This window comes from Streptomyces sp. NPDC004134, from assembly GCF_042874195.1.
Classification (GTDB): domain Bacteria; phylum Actinomycetota; class Actinomycetes; order Streptomycetales; family Streptomycetaceae; genus Streptomyces.
Window position 1 is genome coordinate 207826 of the sequence record NZ_JBIAMS010000001.1, and the last position, 22097, is coordinate 229922.

Below are 22097 nucleotides of genomic sequence, written 5' to 3' on the forward strand. Positions count from 1 at the left end.
GTCAGGTGCCTTCCGGGGGGAGCGGGTGGATTCCCTCTCTTACTGCTCGTTGGATGGTCTGCGAGAGGTTCGCCGCGTCGTAGGTGAAGCCCGTGAGCAGGAGACGTTTGCCGTTGTGGACTTTTATGCGGCAGTGGACGTCCCAGCCCATGGCCGCGCTGATCGCGTTCCGCTGGCCGCTGTCGGAGACCTTGCGGATGGTCTCCCAGGGAATCACCCGGGACTCGCCGGTCCTGCGGTAGACGAGGCCGCCCTCGCGGACCGTGTATACCTCGCCGTGACGGGTGGTGTAGCGCAGGCCGTTGGTGATGCCCGACCACAGGCAGAGGAGGGCCACGCCCACCACCAGGCCGGCGAAGGTGCCGCTGGAGGACTCCTCGAAGGTCTGGATGACGACCGGGATGGACACGGCCCCTGCCGCCACCCCGATCACTAACGAGATGATCCCGGTCCGTCCGTGGCGCGCCACGTCGGTCTGGTGGCGCCCTACGAAGGCACCGAGTTCCTGCTCACCCGGCACGGTCATGTGTCTCCCCCTCAGTCCCCCTTGCGGTGCGCAGCATTCTCGTGAGATCCGCGACGTGCCACAAGCACACCGGCGGCCCGGCCGATCGGCTGGCCCTCCTGGACACGGGGTGGGTGGACGTCAGGTGGTGGTGAGGAGTTCGAGGGTGTCTATCACTCGGTGGGAGAAGCCCCATTCGTTGTCATACCAGGCGACCACCTTGATGTGGCGGCCGTCGACGCGGGTGAGGGCCGAGTCGAAGACGGCGGAGGCCGGGTTGCCGGTGATGTCGGCGGAGACGAGGGGGTCTTCGGAGTATTCGAGGATGCCGGCCAGGGGGCCTTCCGCTGCCGTGCGGTAGGCGGCGAGGACGTCTTCGCGGGTGACGTCGCGACTGACCGTGGTGTTGAGTTCGACGATCGAGCCGACCGGAACCGGGACGCGGATCGAGTCGCCGGAGAGTCTGCCTTCCAGGCCGGGGAGTACGAGGCCGATGGCCTTGGCGGCGCCCGTGGTGGTGGGGACGATGTTGACGGCCGCGGCGCGGGCGCGGCGGGCGTCGCGGTGGGGGCCGTCCTGGAGGTTCTGCTCCTGGGTGTAGGCGTGCACGGTGGTCATGAAGCCGTGCTCGATGCCGGCGAGTTCGTCCAGTACGGCGGCCAGGGGGGCGAGCGCGTTGGTGGTGCAGGAGGCGTTCGAGACGATGGTGTGGGTCTGCGGGTCGTACGCCTCGGTGTTCACGCCGGGCGCGAGGGTGACGTCCGCGCCCGCGGAGGGGGCGCTGACGAGGACCTTGCGCGCGCCCGCGTCGAGGTGTGCGCGGGCGGCCGTGGCCGCGGTGAAGCGGCCGGTGGCTTCGAGGACCACGTCCACGCCGAGTTCGGCCCACGGCAGCTTCGCCGGCTCCCGCTCGGCGAGCACCTTGATGCGGCGGCCGTCGACGACGAGGGTGTCGCCGTCCGCCGTCACCGGGCGGCCGAGGCGGCCGGCGGTGGTGTCGTAGGCGAGGAGCCGCGCTAGGGTCGCCGGCTCGGCGAGGTCGTTGACGGCGACGACGTCGAGGCTGCTGTCGCGTTCCAGCAGCGCGCGCAGCACGTTGCGGCCGATGCGGCCGAATCCGTTGATGGCGATGCGGGTCATGGTCGTCCTGCCTTCCGGGTGTCTGCGGCTTCCCACTGGCTTTCCACCGGGGTTGCCCCCGGGGTTTCCGCGCTTTCCAGCAGGTTCGCCCGCCGTGCCACCCGCACGACAGCGGCCTGGGTGCCATCCTCCGCAAGGATCTCGCCAGCTACTCGCCCCGCGCGAACGTGCGCCGGTATTCGCTCGGCGTCGTCCCCAGAATCTGCTGGAAGTGCAGCCGCAGATTGGCGCCCGTGCCGAGGCCGACGGTGTCCGCGATCTGCTCCACGCTCTGCTCCGACCGCTCCAGCAGTTCGCGCGCCACGTCGATGCGCGCCCGCATGATCCACTGCATCGGCGTGTACCCGGTGTCGTCCACGAACCGCCGCGAGAACGTGCGCGTCGACACCCCCGCGTGCCGCGCCAGCGCCTCCAGCGTCAGCGGCTCGCCGAGCCGGTGCAGCGCCCACTCCCGGGTCGCGGCGAACCGCTCGCCGAGCGGCTCCGGCACGCTGCGCGGCACGTACTGCGCCTGGCCGCCGCTGCGGTACGGGGCCGCCACCAGGCGCCGGGCGGCGTGGTTGGACGCGGCCACGCCGAGGTCGCCGCGGAGGATGTGCAGGCACAGGTCGATGCCGGAGGCGGCGCCCGCGGAGGTCAGGACGCTGCCTTCGTCGACGAAGAGGACGTTCTCGTCGACCCGTACCTCCGGGTGCTTCGCGGCGAGTGCGCGCGTGTAGTGCCAGTGGGTGGTGGCGCGGCGGCCGTCGAGGAGGCCCGTGGCGGCCAGCGCGAAGGCGCCGGTCGAGATGGCGGCGAGGCGGGCGCCGCGGCGGTGGGCGGCGATCAGGGCCTCGGTGACGGCGGGCGGCGGGTCGTCGCGGTCGGGGAACCGGTAGCCGGGTACGAAGACGATGTCGGCCCAGGTCAGCGCGGACAGGCCGTGCGCGACGTGGTACGAGAGCCCGTCGCCGCCGGCCACCAGCCCGGGTGCGGCGCCGCAGACGCGGACCTCGTACGGCATGCTCCGCCTGGTGCTGAAGACCTGCGCGGGGATGCCGGCGTCGAGGGGTTTGGCGCCTTCGAGTACGAGGACGGCGGCGCGGCGGAGGCGCGAGGAGGCTGGCACGGGGACACGGTACGTGCCCGGTCCGCGGATCCTCAGTCGCGCGGGAAGTACGTGCCCGGCGGTGCCCCCACGGTGCGGTGGAAGGCCGCCACGAACGCGCTCGACGAGGCGTAGCCGACGTGCCGGGCGGCGGTCGCCACCGTCGCGCCGGAGGCGAGCAGCGGCAGGGACGCCTGGAGGCGCAGGTGCGTACGCCAGCGCCCGAAGGGCATGCCCGTCTCGGCGACGAAGAGGCGCGCCAGCGTGCGGGGCGCCGCGCCGGCGTACGGGGACCACTCCGCGAGCGTACGGGCGTCCGCCGGGGTGTCGCGCAGCGCCTCGGCGACGGCGCGCGGGCGCGGGTCGTGGGGCATGGGCGCCAGGACGGACGCCGGGGCGACGGGGCTGAGCTGGTCGAGGAGCACGGCCTCCGCGCGGGCGCGGGCGGCCGGGGCGGGGGCGTCGTCGGCGAGGTGGTCGAAGAGGGCACGCAGCAGCGGGGTCACGGCCACGACGGTCGGCTCGGCCCACCCGGGCCGATCCGTCGGCGGGCGGGTACGGAGCGGATGGTCAGCGGCCGCCGGGGCCGGATGCCGGACGTACAGCGCCCGCGGCTCCGTCGTGCCCGCCGTACCCGTCGCGTGGCGTACGCCCGGGGGGATCCACAGCGCCGTCGTCGCCGGCAGCACCCACGTGCGGCTCAGCGCCCGCACCATCAGGACCCCGCTGCGCGCCCACGCCAGTTGCGGCACCGGGTGCCGGTGGCGGTCGGTCCAGCCGCCGCCCGCCGCCACGAGGCCCGCCACGAGCACCGCACCGCCCCCGTGAGCGGAAGCGGAAGCGGAGGCGGAATCGGCAGGCGGTGCGGGGCCGTTCAGCGACATGGCTCGCCAGACTAGCGCGTGGCGGCCACTCCCCACCCCGCCCGTCCACCCGGCGAAGCGGAAGCGCACGAACAGGCCCCCGCCCGGGTAGGAATCGGGCATGCGCCCCGTGGACTACGACGACCGCCTCCACCGCACCTACGCCGCAGGCCGCGCTCTCACCGACGCCCAGCGCACCGCCTGGTCCCGTGCGTTCGCCGCCCGCCTGCCCGCCGCCCGGCCACTGCGCGGGCTTGACCTGGGGTCCGGCACCGGGCGGTTCACGCCGCTGCTCGCCGCGGAGTTCGGCGGTCCGGTCACCGGGGTCGAGCCGTCGGCGCGGATGCGCGAGCAGGCCGTCGCCGACGCCGCACATCCGCAGGTCGCGTACGTCCCGGGGCGCGCCGAGGCGCTGCCGCTGCCGGACGCGTCGGTCGATTTCGCGCTCGGCTTCCTGGTCTGGCATCACGTGCGGGACAAGCACGCCGGCGCCCGCGAGCTGCACCGTGTCGTACGCCCCGGCGGCACCCTGCTGCTGCGTACCGAACTCACCGACGCGCTGCCCGACTTGTGGTACCTCGACGCGTTCCCGCGCGGGCGCGACGTCCTCGCCGCGCTCTACGAGCCGCTGTCAGTGCTGCGCGATACGTTCGAGACGGCGGGATGGGAACTGAAGGGGGTGGGAGAGGTCTGGCTGCCGGCGCCCGGGACGTGGGCGGGGGCGCTGGCCCGGTTGCGTACGCGCGCGTTCTCCGTCTTCGAGCACATGCCGGAAGCCGATATCGAGGCCGGCTTCGCGGAGTTGGAGCGCCGGGTGGCCGCGGCGCCGCGGGCGCCCGCGCCGGTGACGCCGGGGACGGTGGTCACCTTCCGCCGCGTGTGAGAGACCACGGAGTTCACCGGCCGGGGGCTCACCAGCCGCGGGACTCGTCAGCCGCGGGACTCACCAGACGCACGGCTCACCAGACGCCCACCTCGCTGTTCGGCTTGATCTGCGCCACCACCGGCACGGCCTCGCCCACGGCCTCGACCGCCTCCACCGACCACGGCCCGACCGCGACGAACACCACGTGCTCGATCCCGAACTCCGCGAACGACTCGCACCGCTCCGCCACCGACTCCGCCGGCTCCCCCAGCTCCATCCGGGCGGTGACCGTCTTCTCCACCTCCCAGAACGGCCGCCCCGCGGAGGCGCAGTGGTCCGCGAGCACGTCCAGCTCGCGCCGGAGCGTCAGGCCGCCGTCCGGTACGTCGAAGAAGTTGCACGCGTCCGCGTACTGCGCCGCCAGCCGCAGCATCGGCCCGTCGCCCACGCCGCCGACGAGCACCGCGGGCCGCGGCCGCTGCACCGGCTGCGGGCTGCACACGGGGTAGTCCAGCGTGAAGTGCCGGCCGTCGAACGCGCCGGTGTCGCCCGCCCACATCTGCTGCGCCAGCCGCAGCGTCTCCTCCAGCCGCTCGACCCGCTCGACCGCGGGCGGCATGGTCAGGCCCATCGCGTACGCTTCGTCCTCGCGGTAGCCGGCGCCGAGGCCGAGCCAGGCGCGGCCGCCGGAGAGCACGTCGAGGGTGGTGACGGCCTTGACGAGCAGCGCGGGCGGGCGGTAGGTCACGCCGGTGACCATCGTGCCGATGCGGACGTGCTCGGTGCGCGCGGCCAGGTAGCCGAGGGTGGTGTACGCCTCCAGCACCGGCTCGTCCGGCGTGCACGTGGGGTCGGCCTGCAGCAGATGGTCACCCACCCAGACCGTGTCCACCCCTGCCGCGTCCGCCGCGCCGACGACCTCGGCGAGCGCGGGCGCGAGGGCCGTGGGACCGCCGGGCCAGGAGAAGTCGGTGACGTTGATGCTGATGCGCATGGTGGGCGGCCTCCTCGTCGCTTACACGCAGTCTGCCTGTGACGGCGCGTGCCGGTCGTCCGTCCACAGGAGTCAACTTTCTTACTCCCAGGGGAGTAACGGGCGCTCAGGAGGTCTTCCCGGGACGGCAGGAGCCCGTCGCGGGAGGAGCCGGGACGGTACGCGGACGGGGATGTCGCGGCGACTGCGTACCGTGGTGGCATGAGCACCGCCAAGTTGACGCCCGCCCGGCGCCGGGCCGTGGCCGGGGCCGACGCCGCGACCGGGCTGGTGCGCGCGAGCGAGCGCGTGCTGGAGGGTCTGGTGGACGGCGGTTTAGCGGTACGGCATCCGCGCCCGCCGCACCGGCACTACCTCACCCCCGCGGGGCGCGAGCTGCGCGACCGGCTGCTCGCCGAAGCCGCGGCATCGGCCGAAGCCGAAGCCGAAGCCGGCGCCGGCGGGCCGGCCGGCGGCCGGAGCCCGGCGGAGCCCGGGGTGTTCGCGGCCCGTACCGGCGGCGAGCCCGCCCCACCAGACGCCGCCGCGCGCGCCCGCGAGGTGCGCAGCGCCTGGAGGGCCTCACCGAGCTGCGCCGGCTCACCAACGCCGACGGCGCCACCGACGTGCCGTGCGCCTGGGAGCGTACGCACCTGGCGTCCGCCGTCGCCCTCGCCCTGGAGGCCGGCGGCCTGCCGCCGGCCACGGACGTGACCGGCGGCTACGCCGTCACCCCCGCCGCGCACCAGCCGGAGGCGGTACGGGTCGACTGGCGGCCGGGACCGGCGCTGCGGGAGCTGGTACGGGGCGCGGGGGTGCTGGAGTCGGCGGGGTGGCAGGTCTCCGAACACCCCGAGCGCGACGGCGGGATGTACCTGCTTGCCTCACCGCGCCGCCGCTGAGAAGGCCGGCGCCCCGGTGCCGTACGACACCGGGGCGCGCAGGGGCGCGTACGGACGCCTCCGCGCCCGCACGCGCCCTTCCCCCGTGACCCCCGAGACCCCCGTGTCCCCCTTCTCCTTACACCGCTACGCCGCCTCCCGCTCCGTGACCTTCAGCAGGCCCTTCTTGATGACCGCCAGCCTCGGCGCCCGCCTGGCGATCGCGCTGTCGTGCGTGACCAGCACGTACGTCAACCCCAGCTCTTTCCACAGCCCTTCGAGCAGCGCCACGATGTCGTCCCGGGTGTCCTCGTCGAGGTTGCCGGTCGGCTCGTCGGCCAGCAGCACCTTCGGCTGCTTCACCAGCGCCCGCGCGATGGCCACGCGCTGCTGCTGCCCGCCGGACAGCTCTCCCGGCAGATGCGTCAGCCGCTCCGCGAGCCCCACGGACTCCAGCGCCTCGGCCGCCCGCTTGGCGCGCTCGGTCGCCTTGACGCCGAGCGGCACGAGCGCGGTCTCGACGTTCTCCTGGGCGCTGAGGGTGGGGATGAGGTTGAAGCTCTGGAAGACGAAGCCGATGGTCGCGGCGCGTACCCGGGTGAGCGCGGCCTCGCTGAGACCGCCGAGGTCGGTGCCGTCGAGGCTGACGGTGCCGGAGGTCGCGCGGTCGAGGCCGCCGAGCAGTTGCAGCAGCGTCGACTTGCCGCCGCCGGTGGGGCCGCGGACGACGAGCTGGTCGCCGTCGGCGATGGTGAGGTCGACGCCGGCGAGGGCGTCGATCGCCTCCTTGCCGCGCTGGTAGCGCTTGGTGACGCCGTTGAGCTGGTACATCGTGGTCAACTCCTGGATGGCCGCGGTGAGGTGGTCGGGGGGAGGTGGGGCTACTCGACGCGCCGCAGCGCGTCCGCGGGCCGCAGTCGCGCCGCCCGCCAGCCGCCGAAGAGGCCGGCGATCAGCCCGCCGGCGACCGCGAGCGCGACGGCCAGGGCGATCACGGAGAGCGTCACGGGCGCCTGGAGCGCGACTTCCACGGTGGAGTTCGCCGCGTCCACCATCTCCTTCGGCCCGCGCATCACCGCGCCCTCGGGCATGTCGGAGCCCGGGCCCACCGAGGCGTCGAGCGTCGGGGCGACCGCCGTGACGAGGTACGCGCCGGCGACGCCGAGCGCGATGCCGAGGGCGCCGCCGAGGATCCCGTTGACGAACGCCTCGCCCATCACCTGCCGGACCACGCGCCCGCTGCGCCAGCCGAGCGCCTTGAGCGTGCCGAACTCCCGCACCCGCCGGCCCACGGCGGACATCGTGAGCAGCCCGGCGAGCAGGAAGGCGGCGGCCAGCACGACGACGGAGAGCCACTTGCCGATGTTGGTGGCCAGGTTGGAGGCGGTGGAGAGGTTGCCGGAGACCTGCTCGGCGAGGTCGGAGGCGGAGGTGACGCTGGCGCCGGACACGTTCTCGTCGATGGCGTCCTTGACCGCGGGGATGTCCTCGGAACTGTCGGCCTTGACGTAGATGGTGGAGACCTTGTTCTCCAGGTCGGCGTCGGACAGTTCCTGGGCGCGCTTGAGGGGAATGTAGACGTTCGCGGTGGCGGCGCCGGTGTCGGCGGTGGCGATGCCGACGATCTCGAACTTCTTGCCCTTGATGGTGACCTCGTCGCCGACCTTCAGGTCCTCGTCCTTGGCGTACGCGCTGTCGACGACCGCCTTGAGGGCGTCGGTGTCGTTCTTGCCGAAGGTCGCGCCGTCGCTGATCTTGGACGAGGAGAGCGGGCCGACGTCCTGCTGGGTGACGTCGAGGCCGGTGACGGTGAAGGAGTCGACGTCGATGTCGGCGCCGCCGCCCTCGATCCGCGGGCCTCCCCCGCCGCCTCCGCCGCCGGACCCGCCCTGCCCGGGAGCGGTCTGCTCGGTGGCGCCGCCCTCGATCTTCCCCTGCTGGAAGTCGCCCTTGAACTCGATGTCGTTGAGCGCCAGCGCGCCCACCGCCGTGTCGACGCCGTCCTGGGCCTCGACCTCGCCCACGACCGAGTCGTCGAGGTGGTCGAAGCCGCCGAGCGGCATCAGCCGGTCGTCGGTCTCGGTGGCGTCCTCACCGTCCTTGCCGGGTCCGATACGGAAGCTCTGCGGCCCGCCGCCGCTCTCGTCCGCTTCCTTGCTGACGGTGAGGTCGGTGCCCACGCCGTAGAGGGAGTGCAGGACTTCGTCCTGGGCGTCGCGCATGCCGGCGGCCACGGACGACACGGTGATGACGAGGCCGATCCCGAGCGCCAGGCCGAGGGCGACGACCAGTGCGGCCTTTCTGCGCCGGCGCAACTCGCGCCGGAGGTAGGTGAGGAACATGCGGCGAAGTTATGGCGCGAGGTTGGGGAAAGGCTGAGGCCACCGTGAGAGTGCCATGAGAAAGGGCCGGGCCTCGCCGTACGTACGTCGTACGGTCCAGGTCCCGGCCCTGTGCCGGTGCTACGGCGCCCGCCCGCGGCGCCCGCCGGAGGAAGCCGCTCCGCGCTTCCGCGCGCTGCGGTACGCCGGGGCGTACGGGGCATGAGCTCCGTACGCCCCCCGGCGCACCGCGTCGCCTCGGCGGCGGCGTGCCACGGCTCGGCGGTCAGCGGCTCAGAGCGCGCTGCCCTCCTGCCAGGCGGCCCAGTCCATGTTCCAGCCGTTGAGGCCGTTGTCCGGGGCGATGGTCTCGTCCGGCGAGTTCTGGACGATCACGACGTCACCGACCAGCGACTGGTCGTAGAACCAGGCGCCGTCCGTCCCGGAGTCGTTCGCGCCCTGCTCGTCGAACAGGCCGACACAGCCGTGGCTGGTGTTGGCGCTGCCGAAGACGCCCCGGCCGCCCCAGTAGTTGCCGTGGATGAACGTGCCGGAGGTGGACAGCCGCATGGCGTGCGGCACGTCCGGGATGTCGTACTCGCTCTTGCCCTTGTCGTCGGTGAAGCCCACCGTCGAGCCGTCCATCCGGGTCTCCTTGTGCTTCTCGGAGATCACCATCTGGCCGTTGTACGTGGGGTTCTCGGGCGAACCCGCGGAGATCGGGATGGTCTTGACCTTCTTGCCGTCCCGCACGACCTCCATCGTCATGGCCTTGACGTCGACGGTGGTGACCTGCGAGCGGCCCACGGTGAAGCTCATCTCGCGGTCCTGCACGCCGAAGACGCCGGGCGACGCCTCGACGCCGTCGAGGTTCATGTCCATGGTGACGGTGGAGCCCGCCTCCCAGTACTCCTCGGGGCGGAAGTCGAGCCGGGTGTCGTTGAACCAGTGGCCCACGACCTCCTGGCCGCTGCTCGTCTCGACCGCGATCTTCGACTCGACCGCCGCCTTGTCCTCGACCGGCTTGTCGAAGTTGAGCGAGACGGGCATGCCGACGCCGACCTCGGTGCCGTCCTCCGGGGTGAAGTAGCCGATCACGCTGTTCTCGGCGGAGACCGTGGAGAAGTTCGCGTTGGACGTGGACACCTGGCCGTCGCTGTCCTTGGCCTTGGCCGTGAGCCGGTACTCCGTGCCGCGCTCCAGGGCCGCGTCCGGGGTCCAGGAGGAACCGTCGTCCGCGATCGTCCCGGCGATCTGGTCGGTGCTGCCGGCAGCGGTCAGCACGACCTCGGTGAGCTTGCCGCCCTTCACCGTGACCTTGGTGTCGGAGTTGATCCCGACGTTCTCCGTGCCGTCCTTGGGCGCTATGGATATTCGGGCGTCCGGCACGTTCTTCTGCTGATCCGAGGCGGAATCCTTCTGATCCCCGGAGCCTTCCGCATTGCTGTCGCCGCCGCACGCGGTCAGCCCCAGCACGGCGCTCATCGCCACCGCGGTCAGCGCCACCCCGCGCCGCCCCTTGCCGTACACCCTCACGTCGTAACTCCCCTTCACCGCGAAGGGCACGATGCCCTACCTCACGGAGTAGGACGCCCAGTCCCCACTAGTCCGTTCCGTCCTGCCACCCCACTGTGGCACACGCCACCGACGCTCCTGACCGGCGGTCGGGCACACCGCCCCACATCCGGCCGGAAGGAGAGGGAACGGCGCAGGTCAGCGCCCATTCGATCAGATTGCGACGAATCAGGAAAGAGGCCCTGTGACGGACTCCACCGCCGCGACGAGCCGCCCGGAACGGACGAAACCCTCCGCCGCGGCCAGGTCCGGCGACAGGAACCGGTCGTCCCCCGGCCCCGCGACCCCCGCGTCGCGCACGGCGCGCAGCACGGCCTGCGTGGCGGGCGCCGGCGTGAGCCCGGCGCGCAACTCGACGGCGCGGGTGGCGGCATACATCTCGACGGCCAGCACCTTGGTCAGATGATCGATCGCGGTACGCAGCTTCCGCGCCGCGGACCAGCCCATCGAGACGTGGTCCTCCTGCATCGCCGAGGACGGGATGGAGTCCGCCGACGCCGGCACGGCCAGCCGCTTCAACTCGCCGACCAGCGCCGCCTGCGTGTACTGGGCGATCATCAGGCCCGAGTCCACCCCGGGGTCGCCGGCCAGGAAGGCGGGCAGGCCGTGGCTGCGGTTCTTGTCCAGCAGCCGGTCGGTGCGGCGCTCGGCGATGGAGCCGAGGTCGGCGGCGGCGACGGCGAGGAAGTCCAGGACGTAGGCGACGGGGGCGCCGTGGAAGTTGCCGTTGGACTCGACCCGGCCGTCGATCACCACCGGGTTGTCGACGGCGGCGGCCAGTTCGCGCTCCGCGACCGTACGGGCGTGGGCGAGGGTGTCCCGGCCGGCGCCCGCGACCTGCGGCGCGCAGCGCACGGAGTACGCGTCCTGCACCCGGGGCGCCGCGGGCAGGCCGTCGTGGCCGGTCTGGTGGTGGCCGGTGAGGCCGGAGCCGTCGAGCACCTTGAGCATGTTGGCGGCGCTGGCGGCCTGGCCGGGGTGGGGGCGTACGGCGTGCAGCTCGGGCGCGAGCACCCGGTCCGTGCCGAGCAGGGCCTCCAGGGTGAGGGCGGCGGTGACGTCGGCGGCGGTGAGCAGCGCGGCGAGGTCGGCGCAGGCCATGAGCAGCATGCCGAGCATCCCGTCGGTGCCGTTGAGCAGCGCGAGGCCCTCCTTCTCGCGCAGCGTCACGGGCGCGAGGCCGTGGGCCGCGAGCAGGTCCGCGGCGGGGTGCACGGTGCCGTCGGGGCCTTCGGCGTCGCCCTCGCCCATGAGCGCCAGCGCGCAGTGCGAGAGGGGGGCGAGGTCGCCGGAGCAGCCGAGGGAGCCGTACTCGTGGACGAGGGGGGTGATGCCCGCGTTGAGCATCCCGGCCATCGCCTGGGCGACCTCGGGGCGTACGCCGGTGTGGCCGGAGGCCAGGGTCTTCAGGCGCAGGAACATCAGCGCCCGTACGACCTCGCGCTCCACCCGCGGGCCCATGCCGGCCGCGTGCGAACGGACGATGTTGCGCTGGAGCTGCACGCGCAGGTCGGGGCTGATGTGCCGGACGGCGAGCGCGCCGAAGCCGGTGGAGACCCCGTACACCGGGTCGGGCTTGGCGGCGAGGTCGTCCACGACGCGGCGCGCGGCGGCGAGCGCGTCGAGGGCGCGTACGGACAGCTCGACCGGGGCGCCGCGGCGGGCGACGGCGAGGACGTCGTCCGCGGTGGTGCCGGCGGGCCCGAGGACGACGGGCGCGGGGCGGGGGTGCATATTCATATTCAGAAACCTTACGAACTGAATCCCGGGCTGTCACGGGCGCTGCGCGGACCCCCTCGCGGGACGTCCAACTGATCAGAAAACACACTTGGTCGGCTCTGGCGCGGCGCGGCCGCACGCACTACGTTAGCGAGCGTTAACGCCACGAGCCGCCGGAGGCAGATTCGCATGGGCGAGGGCATCGCCGTCCGCACGCACGAGCACGTCGCCGAGCTGGTCCTCGACCGACCGGAGGCCATGAACGCGGTCTCCACCGAGCTGGCCCGCGCGCTCACCGAGACCACCGCGCGGCTGGCCGCGGACGCCTCCGTACGGGCCGTGGTCCTCACTTCCAGCCACGAGCGCGCGTTCTGCGTCGGCGCGGACCTGAAGGAGCGCAACGCCTTCACGGACGCCGACATGCACCGCCACCGCCCCACCTCGCGCGCCGCGTACACCGGGGTGCTGGAGCTGCCGATGCCGACCATCGCGGCGGTCCACGGCTTCGCCCTGGGCGGGGGGTACGAGCTGGCGCTGTCCTGCGACTTCATCGTCGCCGACGAGACCGCGGTGGTCGGGCTGCCGGAGGTGTCGGTCGGGGTGGTGCCGGGCGGCGGCGGGACGCAGTTGCTGCCCCGCCGGGTGGGCTCCGCGCGCGCCGCGGAGCTGATCTTCACCGCGCGCCGGGTGGAGGCGGCGGAGGCCCATGCGCTGGGCCTGGTCGACCGGCTGGTGCCGGCCGGCGAGGCCCGTACAACGGCGCTGGAGCTGGCCCGGCGGATCGCGGGCAACTCGCCGGTGGGCGTGCGGGCCGCGAAGCGGGCGCTGCGGCTGGGCTACGGGCGGGAGCTGCGGGCGGGGCTGGAGATCGAGGACGCGGCCTGGCACCGGACGGCACTCTCGGCGGACCGGAAGGAAGGCGTGGCCGCGTTCAACGAGAAGCGCAAGCCGGAGTGGCCGGGGACGTGAGGGGCGAAGGGGGTTGCCTCCCCCATAGTGGGCAATCGGCCTAAATCCTGCAAATGCGGATTGATTGCCTACTCTGGAGCCGTGACGGGCAACGACCGGCCCCCGGACGAACCGCTGCACGCCGTGGTCGAGCTGGCCCGGGCGCTGGCGGACGCGGTCACGCCCCGCGACACGGTGCGTGCGGCGGCGGCGGGGGCCAGGCGCGCGCTGGGCGGGTCGTTCGCGGCGGTGTCCGTCTGGGAGCGGGAGCGCGGGCGGCTGCGGGTGCTCGTGAACGACGGCGAGCGGACACCCCGCGAGGAGGAGTTCCCGCCGGACGAGTCGTACCCCCTGCGCGACTTCCCCGACCTGGCCTCGCCCGGCGGCCCCAGGACGGCGACGTCCGGCTCGCCTGGACCGCGGGGGGAGATGCTGCGGCGGCACGGGCGGGGCAGTTGCCTCTTCGCGCCGATCCTGGTGCACGGGCGGGCGTGGGGTGAGCTGTACGTCGCCCGCCCGCGCGGCGCGGCCGCCTTCACCCCGTACGACGAGAGCTTCGCGGCGGCGCTGAGCGCGGTGGTGGCGGCGGGGCTGGCGCAGACGGAGCGGCTGGAGGAGGCGCGGCGGCTGGCGTTCACGGACCCGCTGACGGGGCTGGCCAACCGCCGGGCGCTGGACCTGCGGCTGGACGAGGCGGTGGAACAGCACCGGGCGGAGGGCACCGTGGTCAGCCTGGTGGTCTGCGACGTCAACGGCCTCAAGGAGGTCAACGACTCGCTCGGCCACGCGGGCGGCGACCGCCTGCTGGAACGATTCGGCTCGCTGCTGTCGCTGCACGGGGCGGCGCTGCCGGGCACGTTGGCCGCCCGGCTGGGCGGCGACGAGTTCTGTCTGCTGTCGGTGGGCCCTCCGGCGGACGACGTGGTGCGGACGGCGACGGAGTTGTGCGCGCGGGCGGCGACCCTGGAGCCGGGCCGGGGGGTCGCGTGCGGGGTGGCGTCGACGGGGGACCCGATCGGCCCGGTGCTGTCGGGGCGGCGGCTGCTGCGGCTGGCGGACGCGGCGCAGTACGCGGCGAAGGCGGCGGAGTCGGAGGGTCCGGTGGTGGCGGGCCGGGACAGGGAGGTGACGAAGTTGGCGGACGACCCACCGCGGGGGCGGAGCCGGCGGGCGTTCAGGGGGCAGCAGGCGGGGAGCCGGGAGTAGAAGGCGCCAGCCGCGGGGAGCCGGGAGTAGAAGGCGCCAGCCGCGGGGAGCCGGGAGTAGAAGGCCAGCCGCAGGGAGCCGGGAGCAGGAGCCTTCAGCCGCGGGGAGTCGCGGGGGGGGGAGCGGGTCTCAGCCGCGGCGGCTCAGCAGCCAGGGCTCCACCACGCCGAGACCCCGCACCGGGCGCTGCCACATCGGCTGGAGCGCGAAGCGGTACGACGGGGCCTCCCCCGTGCCGCCCTCCGCCGCCGCCTTCTCCGCCGCCGTGGCCGCCGCCTCCGACTCCGGGGCGTCGCCGTCCCGTATCAGCTCCTCGGCGAAGTCGCTGTGGACCAGCACCGTGTCCTTCGGCGCGATCGACGTCAGCCGCGACGCCAGGTTGACCGTCGTGCCGAACACGTCGCCCATCCGCGTCGTCACCGTGCCGAACGCGATGCCCACCCGCAGCTCCGGCATCGTCTCGTCGTGGGCGAGGGTCTCGATCAGCCGGATGCCGATCTCCGCCGCCGTGCCCGCGTCGTCCGCGGAGAACAGCACCTCGTCACCCAGGGTCTTGATGAGCCGGCCGCCGTGGGCGGCGACCAGGTCGGCGGCGGTGGTCTCGAACGCCTCGACCAGCTCGCCCAGCTCCTCCTCCTCCAGCCGCCGGGTCAGCCGGGTGAAGCCCACCAGGTCGGCGAAGCCGACCGCGAGGCGGCGGTCGACCATCTCGTCGTCGTCCTGCGCCTGGACGACGCGGCCGGTGGCCGCGGCGAGCTGGCGGCGCCAGACATAGACGAGGAACTCCTCCAGTTCCGGCAGCAGCAGCTCGACCAGCGGGTAGGCGATCTCCGTACGGGACATGCCCTCCTGCGGCTCGGTGAGCCCTTCGAGGAAGGAGTCGATCTGCCAGTCCGCCAGCCGGGCCGTGGTCTGCCCGGTGGACCGCGCCACCTGCACGGCCATGCCCTCGCTCAGCAGCCCGGCCTCCACCAGGCCCGCCAGCCGGCGCAGGGCCAGGACGTCGGCCTCGGTGAGCGCCTTGGCCTGGCCGATGTCGGCGAAGCCCATGGCGCGCCAGAAGCGGGCCGCCAGCTCCATCGGCACACCCGCGGCGCGGGCGGCCTGGAAGGGCGTGTAGCGGCGGTCGGAGCCCAGGATGAGCTGCTCGATGCGGATCGCGATCGGGTCGTCTTCGCTCTCCGGATCGACCGGCTCTTCCGCATCCTCCGGCTCTTCCGCGGCCGCCGGAGCTTCAGGGCCCTCCGCGTCCGCCACGCCCGCCGGGTCCCCGGCACCCGAAGCGCCCGGAGCGCCGCCGGAGGCGCCCTCCGAGCCGTCAGGACCCACCGGGTCCCTCGGCTCCTCCGCGCCGGAGGAGCCCGCAACCTCACTCACCGGCTGCCCCCTCCCCCCCGTCCGTTCCTGGCCACCGCCCTTGCGGTCTCCAACGATACGGGAATTGTGGCCCAGCTCACTCCGCTTCGGCCGCGGATCGCAGGTGCACCACGTCCCCCGCGCTGACGGGCTCCGCCAGCCCCGCCGCCGTCGCCAGCACCAGCCGGCCGTCGCCGTCCACCGCGACGGCCTCCCCCGTCACGGCCGTCCCGCCCGGCAGCTCCGCGCGGACCTGCCGGCCGAGGGTCGCGCAGCCCGCCGCGTACGTCTCCTGCAGCCGGGCGCCGGCCGGGTCGCCGCCGGCGGTACGCCAGCTTCCGTACCACCGCTCCAGCGACCGCAGCATGGCGCGCAGCAGCGGGTCCCGGTCGGTGACCTTCGCGCCCGCCAGGGCCAGCGAGCCGGCCTGCGGGACGGGGAGTTCGCCGGCGCGCAGGGTGACGTTGATGCCGATGCCGAGGACCACGGACTCGCTCGTGGCGTCGGGCCGCTCCACGAGGATGCCGCCCGCCTTGCGCTCCTCGCCGTCGACGGTGACGAGGACGTCGTTCGGCCACTTCAGCGCCGTGTCCACGCCCGCCGCCCGCGGCAGCGCGGTCGCCACGGCGACCCCCGCGAGCAGCGGCAGCCAGCCCCACCGGCTGACGGGGACGCCCTCGGGGCGCAGCAGTACGGAGAAGAACAGCCCCGACCGGGGCGGTGCCGACCACCGGCGCTCCAGCCGCCCGCGCCCCGCCGTCTGCTCCTCGGCGACCAGCACCGCGCCCTCGGCCGCTCCCTCGCGGGCGCGCGCGGCGAGGTCGGCGTTCGTGGAGCCGGTGGACTCGACGACGTCGAGCGACGTCCACAGCCCTCCGGTCCGTACGAGCGCCCGGCGCAGCGCGTCGGCGTTCAGCGGCGGACGGTCGAGGTCGGACCAGCGGCTTCCCCGATCTGCACTCATACGGCCACCCTACGGCCAGACATCGGTCCCACCGCCGCCGACGCCACGGGGCCCCTTACGCCCGCCGTGCGCCGGCGTCAAGACCGCCCCGGTGGCGCGCCACGCCGCGGGTGTGGCCAACGCCGCACCCGTGGGGCGGCCGAGCGCCGATAGCCTACGTAGCGGTAAGTCCCGCACTCCCCCGGGTTCCCCGCCCGGAGGCGCCCCCGACGAGCAGGAGCTGCACCGCGATGGCCATGGCCCAGGAGCCCCCCGCCGAGATGGCGGACAGCCACACGACGGGCGGCCGGCTCGCCGATCTGAGCCGGCGGATCGAGGAGGCCACGCACGCCGGATCGGCGCGCGCGGTGGAGAAGCAGCACGCGAAGGGCAAGCTGACCGCGCGCGAGCGGGTCGACCTGCTGCTGGACGACGGGTCGTTCACGGAGCTGGACGAGTTCGCCCGGCACCGTGCGACGAACTTCGGCATCGAGGCGAACCGCCCGTACGGCGACGGCGTGGTCACCGGCTACGGGACCGTCGACGGCCGCCCCGTCGTGGTGTATTCGCAGGACTTCACGGTCTTCGGCGGCTCCCTCGGCGAGGTCTACGGCGAGAAGATCGTCAAGGCGATGGACTTCGCGATGAAGACCGGCTGCCCGATCATCGGCATCAACGACGGCGGCGGCGCGCGCATTCAGGAGGGCGTCGTCGCGCTGGGGCTCTTCGCGGAGATCTTCCGCCGCAACGTGCACGGCTCGGGCGTCGTCCCGCAGATCAGCGTCATCGTCGGCCCGTGTGCGGGCGGTGCGGTGTACTCCCCCGCCATCACGGACTTCACCGTCATGGTGGACGGCATCTCGCACATGTTCATCACCGGCCCCGACGTCATCAAGACGGTCACCGGCGAGGACGTCGGCTTCGAGGAGCTGGGCGGCGCCCGTACGCACAACACCACCTCCGGTGTCGCCCACCACATGGCGGGCGACGAGAAGGACGCCTTCGAGTACGTCAAGGCGCTCCTGTCGTACCTGCCGTCGAACAACCTCAGCGATCCCCCCGCCTTCCCCGAGGAGGGCGAGGCGTCGGTCACGGACGAGGACCGGGAGCTGGACACCCTCATCCCGGACTCGGCGAGCCAGCCGTACGACATGCACGCCGCCATCGAACACGTGCTGGACGACCGCGAGTTCCTGGAGACCCAGGCGCTGTACGCGCCGAACATCATCACCGGCTTCGGCCGCGTCGAGGGCCACCCCGTCGGCGTCGTCGCCAACCAGCCGATGCAGTTCGCCGGCTGCCTGGACATCAAGGCCAGCGAGAAGGCCGCGCGCTTCGTGCGCACCTGCGACGCGTTCAACGTCCCCGTGCTCACCTTCGTCGACGTCCCCGGCTTCCTGCCGGGCACGGACCAGGAGTACGACGGGATCATCCGCCGCGGCGCCAAGCTCATCTACGCCTACGCCGAGGCCACCGTGCCGCTGATCACCGTGATCACCCGCAAGGCGTTCGGCGGCGCGTACGACGTCATGGGCTCCAAGCACCTCGGCGCGGATCTGAACCTGGCCTGGCCCACCGCGCGGATCGCCGTCATGGGCGCGCAGGGCGCGGTCAACATCCTGTACCGCCGCACGCTCGCCGCCATCGAGGACGAGCAGGAGCGGGAGGCGCGGCGCGCGGAGCTGATCAGGGAGTACGAGGACGCGCTGCTGAACCCGTATGCGGCGGCCGAACGCGGGTATGTGGACGCCGTCATCATGCCGTCGGAGACGCGGCGGCAGGTGGCGAAGGGGCTGCGCGTCCTGCGCACCAAGCGGGAGACGCTGCCGCCGAAGAAGCACGGGAACATCCCGCTGTAGCACGGCGGGTGTCGAGGAGGGCCGATGTCCGAGGAGATCAAGGTCGTCCGGGGCAACCCGACGGCGGAGGAACTGGCGGCGGCGCTGGCGGTGGTCCAGGCGCGGGCGGCGTCGTCCGCTGCGGGCGCGAACGGCGGGCCGGCCGGCGAGTGGGCGGATCCGGCGCGGCGGGTGCTGGCCCGGCGGACGCCGCAGCCGGGGCCGAAGGCGTGGCGTACGACGTACTGGCCGTCGTAGGAGGGCCGCACCGCGCGTAATTGAGTACCCGTACTCAGGCGCTCGGGGGCGCGGGACCGGCACCATCGGAAGATGCTCTGGTCCGACCCTCCAGACGAACCCGACGCGGAGTTGCGTGCGGCGGAACGGCGGCTGCGCCGCGCCGGCTGGCTGCTCGCGCTGGCGGCGGTGGTGACGATGGCGCTGGGGGCGGCGGGACCCGACGTGCTGCCCACGTGAGCCGCCGGCCCACGGGCGCCCCGCCCCCTGACACGCCCAAGTCGTCGTGCCGGCACGACGACTTGGGCCCCGGTGCCGGTGCCCGGCGGCGATGTCACCGCCGCCGCCTACGATGACGCCCATGACCCACCACCCCGCCCGCACGCTCGTGCTCGCGTCGCAGTCCCCCGCCCGGCTCGCCCTGCTCCGGCAGGCGGGGCTCGCGCCCGAGGTCGTCGTCAGCGGTGTCGACGAGGACGCCGTCACCGCCGCGACCCCGGCGGAGCTGGCGCTGGTGCTCGCCGAGGCGAAGGCCGGCGCCGTCGCCGCGCGGCCCGAGGCGGCGGGGGCGCTGGTCGTCGGCTGCGACTCGGTGCTGGAGCTGGACGGCAGGGCGCTCGGAAAGCCGGTGGACGCCGAGGACGCGACGGCGCGGTGGAAGGCGATGCGGGGCCGCTCGGGGGTGCTGCAGACGGGGCACTGCGTGATCGACACGGCCTCGGGGCGGCGGGCGAGCGCGACCGCGGGGACGGTGGTGCGGTTCGGCGAGCCGAGCGACGCGGAGATCGCGGCGTACGTGGCGACGGGCGAACCGCTGTACGTGGCCGGGGCGTTCACCATCGACGGCCGCTCGTCGGCGTTCATCGACGGCATCGACGGCGACCACGGGAACGTCGTGGGGATCTCGCTGCCGCTGCTGCGCCGGCTGCTCGCGGACGTGGGGGTGCAGATCACGGACCTGTGGGCGTAGGGCGCCCACAGGCCCGTACGGGATGCCGCGCGGGCGGCGGTGGACCCGACGCGGCTCAGGCCGCCGGTGCCGGCTCGGCGCCGCCCTCCGGCTGCCGTACGGGGACGTCCTCGGCGGTCAGCGTCAGCACGATCAGCCCGAAGAGCACCATCAGCCCCGCGAACGCCGCCCAGCCCACGAGCCCGACGGCGGCCGCCGCCAGCACCGCGTGCAGCACCGCGCAGCTCACCAGCAGGGCCCGCCCGGCGCGCCCGGGGGCACGGTCCCGTACCGCGATGCGCAGCGAGACCGCGCCGCAGCACAGCAGATAGAGCCCGATCGCGACGCCCGCCGCGCGCGTGGAGGCGGACATGAGACCGGAGTCGAGGCCGGCGAGGGACATGTCCTGGCGGTCGACGACCGAGCCCAGGACGAAGTGCACGACGGCCAGCGCGACCGCGTCGGCGAGCAGCGCGGCGCCCGCCAGCGCGGCGGCGGTTCTGCGCATGGCGGCACCCCCTGACTCAGGTCCGTACGGCCCTTTCACGCTACTGATGGGTAGTCCGGAGCGGCAAGGGTGCGCGCACGATGGACACGCGAGGGACACGCGACGGGCACACGACAGGCTGGCGCCATGGATCCGACCGGACGGGCGACCCGAAAAGATTCCGTCTCGCCTTCGTATGGTTCCCACAAAAAGATGCGCCGTCCATCTGCTCAATGCGCGCGAGACCTTGGCCACACGCCGGTTTCGCGCGCACGGCCCGGGATGCGGCGTACCTTGGGAACTCAGGGCTACGCGCCCGAGTGCGGCGGCGCGGATCACCCTCTGTGTGGGAAAGCTCACCTCCGGGATCCCGCAGCGCAGAGGTGTCGCCATTACCTAAAATCTCGGTGTTCCGAGAAGGGAGCCAACGTGCGCAAGGTGCTCATCGCCAACCGTGGCGAAATCGCCGTCCGGGTCGCCCGCGCCTGCCGGGACGCCGGTATCGCCAGTGTGGCCGTCTACGCCGCGCCGGACCGGGACGCACTCCACGTCCGCGTGGCCGACGAGGCGTTCGCGCTCGGCGGTGACACCCCGGCCACGAGCTACCTCGACATCGGCAAGGTGCTCCAGGCCGCCGAGGACTCCGGCGCGGATGCCGTCCACCCGGGGTACGGGTTCCTGTCGGAGAACGCCGAGTTCGCCCAGGCCGTGCTCGACGCGGGGCTGACGTGGATCGGCCCGCCGCCGCAGGCGATCCGCGACCTCGGCGACAAGGTGTCCGCCCGGCACATCGCCCAGCGCGCCGGCGCGCCGCTGGTGGCCGGCACGAAGGACCCGGTCGCGGGCGTGGAGGAGGTCACGGCCTTCGCCGAGGAGCACGGCCTGCCGATCGCCATCAAGGCCGCCTTCGGCGGCGGCGGTCGCGGGCTGAAGGTCGCCCGCACCCTCGAAGAGGTCCCCGAGCTGTACGAGTCGGCGGTGCGCGAGGCGATCGCCGCGTTCGGCCGCGGCGAGTGCTTCGTCGAGCGCTATCTCGACCGGCCGCGGCACGTGGAGACGCAGTGCCTCGCGGACAAGCACGGGAACGTGGTCGTGGTCTCCACCCGGGACTGCTCGCTGCAGCGCCGCCACCAGAAGCTGGTGGAGGAGGCGCCGGCGCCGTTCCTGTCGCCGAAGCAGAACGCCGAGCTGTACCGGGCGTCGAAGGCGATCCTGCGGGAGGCGCGCTACGAGGGCGCGGGCACGTGCGAGTTCCTCGTCGGCCAGGACGGCACGATCTCCTTCCTCGAGGTCAACACCCGGCTCCAGGTGGAGCACCCGGTGACCGAGGAGGTCACGGGCATCGACCTGGTGCGGGAGATGTTCCGTATCGCCGACGGCGAGGAACTGGGGTATGACGACCCGCCGGTGCGGGGTCACTCCTTCGAGTTCCGTATCAACGGCGAGGACCCGGGGCGCAACTTCCTGCCCGCGCCCGGCACCGTGACGGCCTTCGAGCCGCCGGCCGGTCCGGGCGTGCGGCTGGACGCGGGCGTGGAGGCGGGCAGCGTGATCGGCCCGGCGTGGGACTCGCTGCTGGCCAAGCTCGTCATCACGGGCGCGACCCGGCAGCAGGCGCTGCAGCGCGCGGCGCGCGCGCTGGACGAGTTCACGGTCTCCGGGATGGCGACGGCGCTGCCGTTCCACCGCGCGGTGGTACGGGATCCGGCGTTCGCGCCGGCCTCGGCGTTCGAGCCGTTCGCCGTCCACACCCGGTGGATCGAGACGGAGTTCGCGGGCGGCATCCCCCCGTTCGCCGGCGGCGCTGACGCCGACGCGGCGGAGGAGACCCGCGAGACGCTGGTCGTCGAGGTGGGCGGCAAGCGGCTGGAGGTGTCGCTGCCGTCGTCGCTGGGCGCGGTCGCCTCGGCGGCGGCCGGGCGGTCGAAGCCGAAGCGGCGGGCGGCGAAGAAGTCCGGCTCGGCGGTCTCGGGCGACGCGCTGGCCTCGCCCATGCAGGGCACGATCGTGAAGGTGGCGGTCGAGGAGGGCCAGCAGGTCGCGGAGGGCGATCTGGTGATCGTGCTGGAGGCGATGAAGATGGAGCAGCCCATCAACGCCCATCGCGCGGGCACGGTCAAGGATCTCGCGGCGGAGATGGGCGCGACGCTCACGTCGGGCGCCGTCATCTGCGAGATCAAGGACTGACCTGAACTGACGCGGAC

At 73.6% G+C, this 22097-nt stretch carries 20 protein-coding genes and 1 pseudogene; 9 read left to right on the forward strand and 12 right to left on the reverse strand.

The window, feature by feature from the left end; all coding sequences use genetic code 11:
* Nucleotide 1 precedes the first annotated feature (1 nt).
* The 4 genes from ACFYVJ_RS00900 to ACFYVJ_RS00915 form a co-directional block, all read right to left on the reverse strand.
* Nucleotides 2-526, reverse strand: a complete 525-nt coding sequence (locus ACFYVJ_RS00900; protein ID WP_388885109.1) for a hypothetical protein — start codon at nt 524-526, stop codon at nt 2-4.
* Nucleotides 527-646: 120 nt separating this feature from the next.
* The gene (gene gap / locus ACFYVJ_RS00905; RefSeq protein WP_388885112.1) at nt 647-1645 is read right to left on the reverse strand and encodes a type I glyceraldehyde-3-phosphate dehydrogenase; all 999 of its coding nucleotides are present in this window, start codon (nt 1643-1645) and stop codon (nt 647-649) included.
* A 148-nt stretch (nt 1646-1793) separates the two neighbouring features.
* Nucleotides 1794-2753 carry a GlxA family transcriptional regulator gene (locus ACFYVJ_RS00910; RefSeq protein WP_388885114.1) on the reverse strand — a complete coding sequence of 320 codons (960 nt, stop codon included), beginning with the start codon at nt 2751-2753 and terminating at the stop codon, nt 1794-1796.
* A 32-nt stretch (nt 2754-2785) separates the two neighbouring features.
* On the reverse strand, nt 2786-3538 hold the full coding sequence (locus tag ACFYVJ_RS00915; RefSeq protein WP_388885116.1) for an AraC family transcriptional regulator: 753 nt from the start codon (nt 3536-3538) through the stop codon (nt 2786-2788).
* 178 nt (nt 3539-3716) lie between these two features.
* Here ACFYVJ_RS00915 and ACFYVJ_RS00920 point away from each other — a divergent pair, with 178 nt between their 5' ends.
* A complete protein-coding gene (locus tag ACFYVJ_RS00920) occupies nt 3717-4478 on the forward strand; it encodes a methyltransferase domain-containing protein (RefSeq protein ID WP_388885118.1) in 762 nt (253 codons plus the stop codon).
* 76 nt (nt 4479-4554) lie between these two features.
* On the opposite strand, the gene ACFYVJ_RS00925 is transcribed toward ACFYVJ_RS00920, so the two are convergent.
* Nucleotides 4555-5454: a TIGR03560 family F420-dependent LLM class oxidoreductase gene (locus tag ACFYVJ_RS00925; protein WP_388885120.1), complete on the reverse strand. Its 900-nt coding sequence runs from the start codon at nt 5452-5454 to the stop codon at nt 4555-4557.
* Between the two features lie 201 nt (nt 5455-5655).
* On the opposite strand from ACFYVJ_RS00925, the pseudogene ACFYVJ_RS00930 reads away from it, so the two are divergent.
* Nucleotides 5656-6335: pseudogene (locus ACFYVJ_RS00930) on the forward strand (hypothetical protein).
* A gap of 126 nt (nt 6336-6461) precedes the next feature.
* On the opposite strand, the gene ACFYVJ_RS00935 reads toward ACFYVJ_RS00930, so the two are convergent.
* The 4 genes from ACFYVJ_RS00935 to hutH all read right to left on the reverse strand — a co-directional run bounded on the left by ACFYVJ_RS00935 (nt 6462) and on the right by hutH (nt 11944).
* Entirely contained in the window at nt 6462-7145 is a 684-nt protein-coding gene (locus ACFYVJ_RS00935) for an ABC transporter ATP-binding protein (RefSeq protein ID WP_388885122.1), read from the reverse strand.
* Nucleotides 7146-7195: 50 nt separating this feature from the next.
* Complete coding sequence (locus ACFYVJ_RS00940; RefSeq protein ID WP_388885124.1) at nt 7196-8656, reverse strand: ABC transporter permease; 1461 nt, start codon at nt 8654-8656, stop codon at nt 7196-7198.
* 273 nt (nt 8657-8929) lie between these two features.
* A complete protein-coding gene (locus tag ACFYVJ_RS00945) occupies nt 8930-10201 on the reverse strand; it encodes an Ig-like domain-containing protein (RefSeq protein WP_388885126.1) in 1272 nt (423 codons plus the stop codon).
* 177 nt (nt 10202-10378) lie between these two features.
* The gene (gene hutH, locus ACFYVJ_RS00950) at nt 10379-11944 is read right to left on the reverse strand and encodes a histidine ammonia-lyase (RefSeq protein ID WP_388886110.1); all 1566 of its coding nucleotides are present in this window, start codon (nt 11942-11944) and stop codon (nt 10379-10381) included.
* A 174-nt stretch (nt 11945-12118) separates the two neighbouring features.
* Here hutH and ACFYVJ_RS00955 point away from each other — a divergent pair, with 174 nt between their 5' ends.
* Together ACFYVJ_RS00955 and ACFYVJ_RS00960 are read left to right on the forward strand one after the other, a co-directional pair.
* A complete protein-coding gene (locus ACFYVJ_RS00955; protein ID WP_388885128.1) occupies nt 12119-12898 on the forward strand; it encodes an enoyl-CoA hydratase/isomerase family protein in 780 nt (259 codons plus the stop codon).
* An 81-nt stretch (nt 12899-12979) separates the two neighbouring features.
* The gene (locus tag ACFYVJ_RS00960; protein ID WP_388885130.1) at nt 12980-14083 is read left to right on the forward strand and encodes a diguanylate cyclase domain-containing protein; all 1104 of its coding nucleotides are present in this window, start codon (nt 12980-12982) and stop codon (nt 14081-14083) included.
* Between the two features lie 129 nt (nt 14084-14212).
* On the opposite strand, the gene ACFYVJ_RS00965 is transcribed toward ACFYVJ_RS00960, so the two are convergent.
* Complete coding sequence (locus ACFYVJ_RS00965; RefSeq protein WP_388886112.1) at nt 14213-15412, reverse strand: adenylate/guanylate cyclase domain-containing protein; 1200 nt, start codon at nt 15410-15412, stop codon at nt 14213-14215.
* Between the two features lie 124 nt (nt 15413-15536).
* On the reverse strand, nt 15537-16403 hold the full coding sequence (locus ACFYVJ_RS00970) for a biotin--[acetyl-CoA-carboxylase] ligase (protein ID WP_388885132.1): 867 nt from the start codon (nt 16401-16403) through the stop codon (nt 15537-15539).
* Between the two features lie 230 nt (nt 16404-16633).
* On the opposite strand from ACFYVJ_RS00970, the gene ACFYVJ_RS00975 reads away from it, so the two are divergent.
* From ACFYVJ_RS00975 to ACFYVJ_RS00990, 4 genes are all read left to right on the forward strand, one after another.
* Entirely contained in the window at nt 16634-18241 is a 1608-nt protein-coding gene (locus ACFYVJ_RS00975; protein ID WP_388885134.1) for an acyl-CoA carboxylase subunit beta, read from the forward strand.
* Nucleotides 18242-18265: 24 nt separating this feature from the next.
* Nucleotides 18266-18478, forward strand: coding sequence for an acyl-CoA carboxylase epsilon subunit (locus ACFYVJ_RS00980; protein WP_388885136.1), 213 nt, complete (start codon nt 18266-18268; stop codon nt 18476-18478).
* A 72-nt stretch (nt 18479-18550) separates the two neighbouring features.
* A complete protein-coding gene (gene mmpB / locus ACFYVJ_RS00985; RefSeq protein WP_164492577.1) occupies nt 18551-18697 on the forward strand; it encodes a morphogenic membrane protein MmpB in 147 nt (48 codons plus the stop codon).
* 121 nt (nt 18698-18818) lie between these two features.
* Nucleotides 18819-19427, forward strand: coding sequence for a Maf family protein (locus ACFYVJ_RS00990; protein ID WP_388885139.1), 609 nt, complete (start codon nt 18819-18821; stop codon nt 19425-19427).
* A gap of 55 nt (nt 19428-19482) precedes the next feature.
* Here ACFYVJ_RS00990 and ACFYVJ_RS00995 read toward each other — a convergent pair whose 3' ends face one another.
* Nucleotides 19483-19914, reverse strand: coding sequence for a hypothetical protein (locus tag ACFYVJ_RS00995; RefSeq protein ID WP_388885141.1), 432 nt, complete (start codon nt 19912-19914; stop codon nt 19483-19485).
* 408 nt (nt 19915-20322) lie between these two features.
* Between ACFYVJ_RS00995 and ACFYVJ_RS01000 the strand changes: the two genes are divergently transcribed.
* Nucleotides 20323-22080, forward strand: coding sequence for a biotin carboxylase N-terminal domain-containing protein (locus tag ACFYVJ_RS01000; RefSeq protein ID WP_388885143.1), 1758 nt, complete (start codon nt 20323-20325; stop codon nt 22078-22080).
* The last annotated feature ends 17 nt before the right edge of the window (nt 22081-22097 follow it).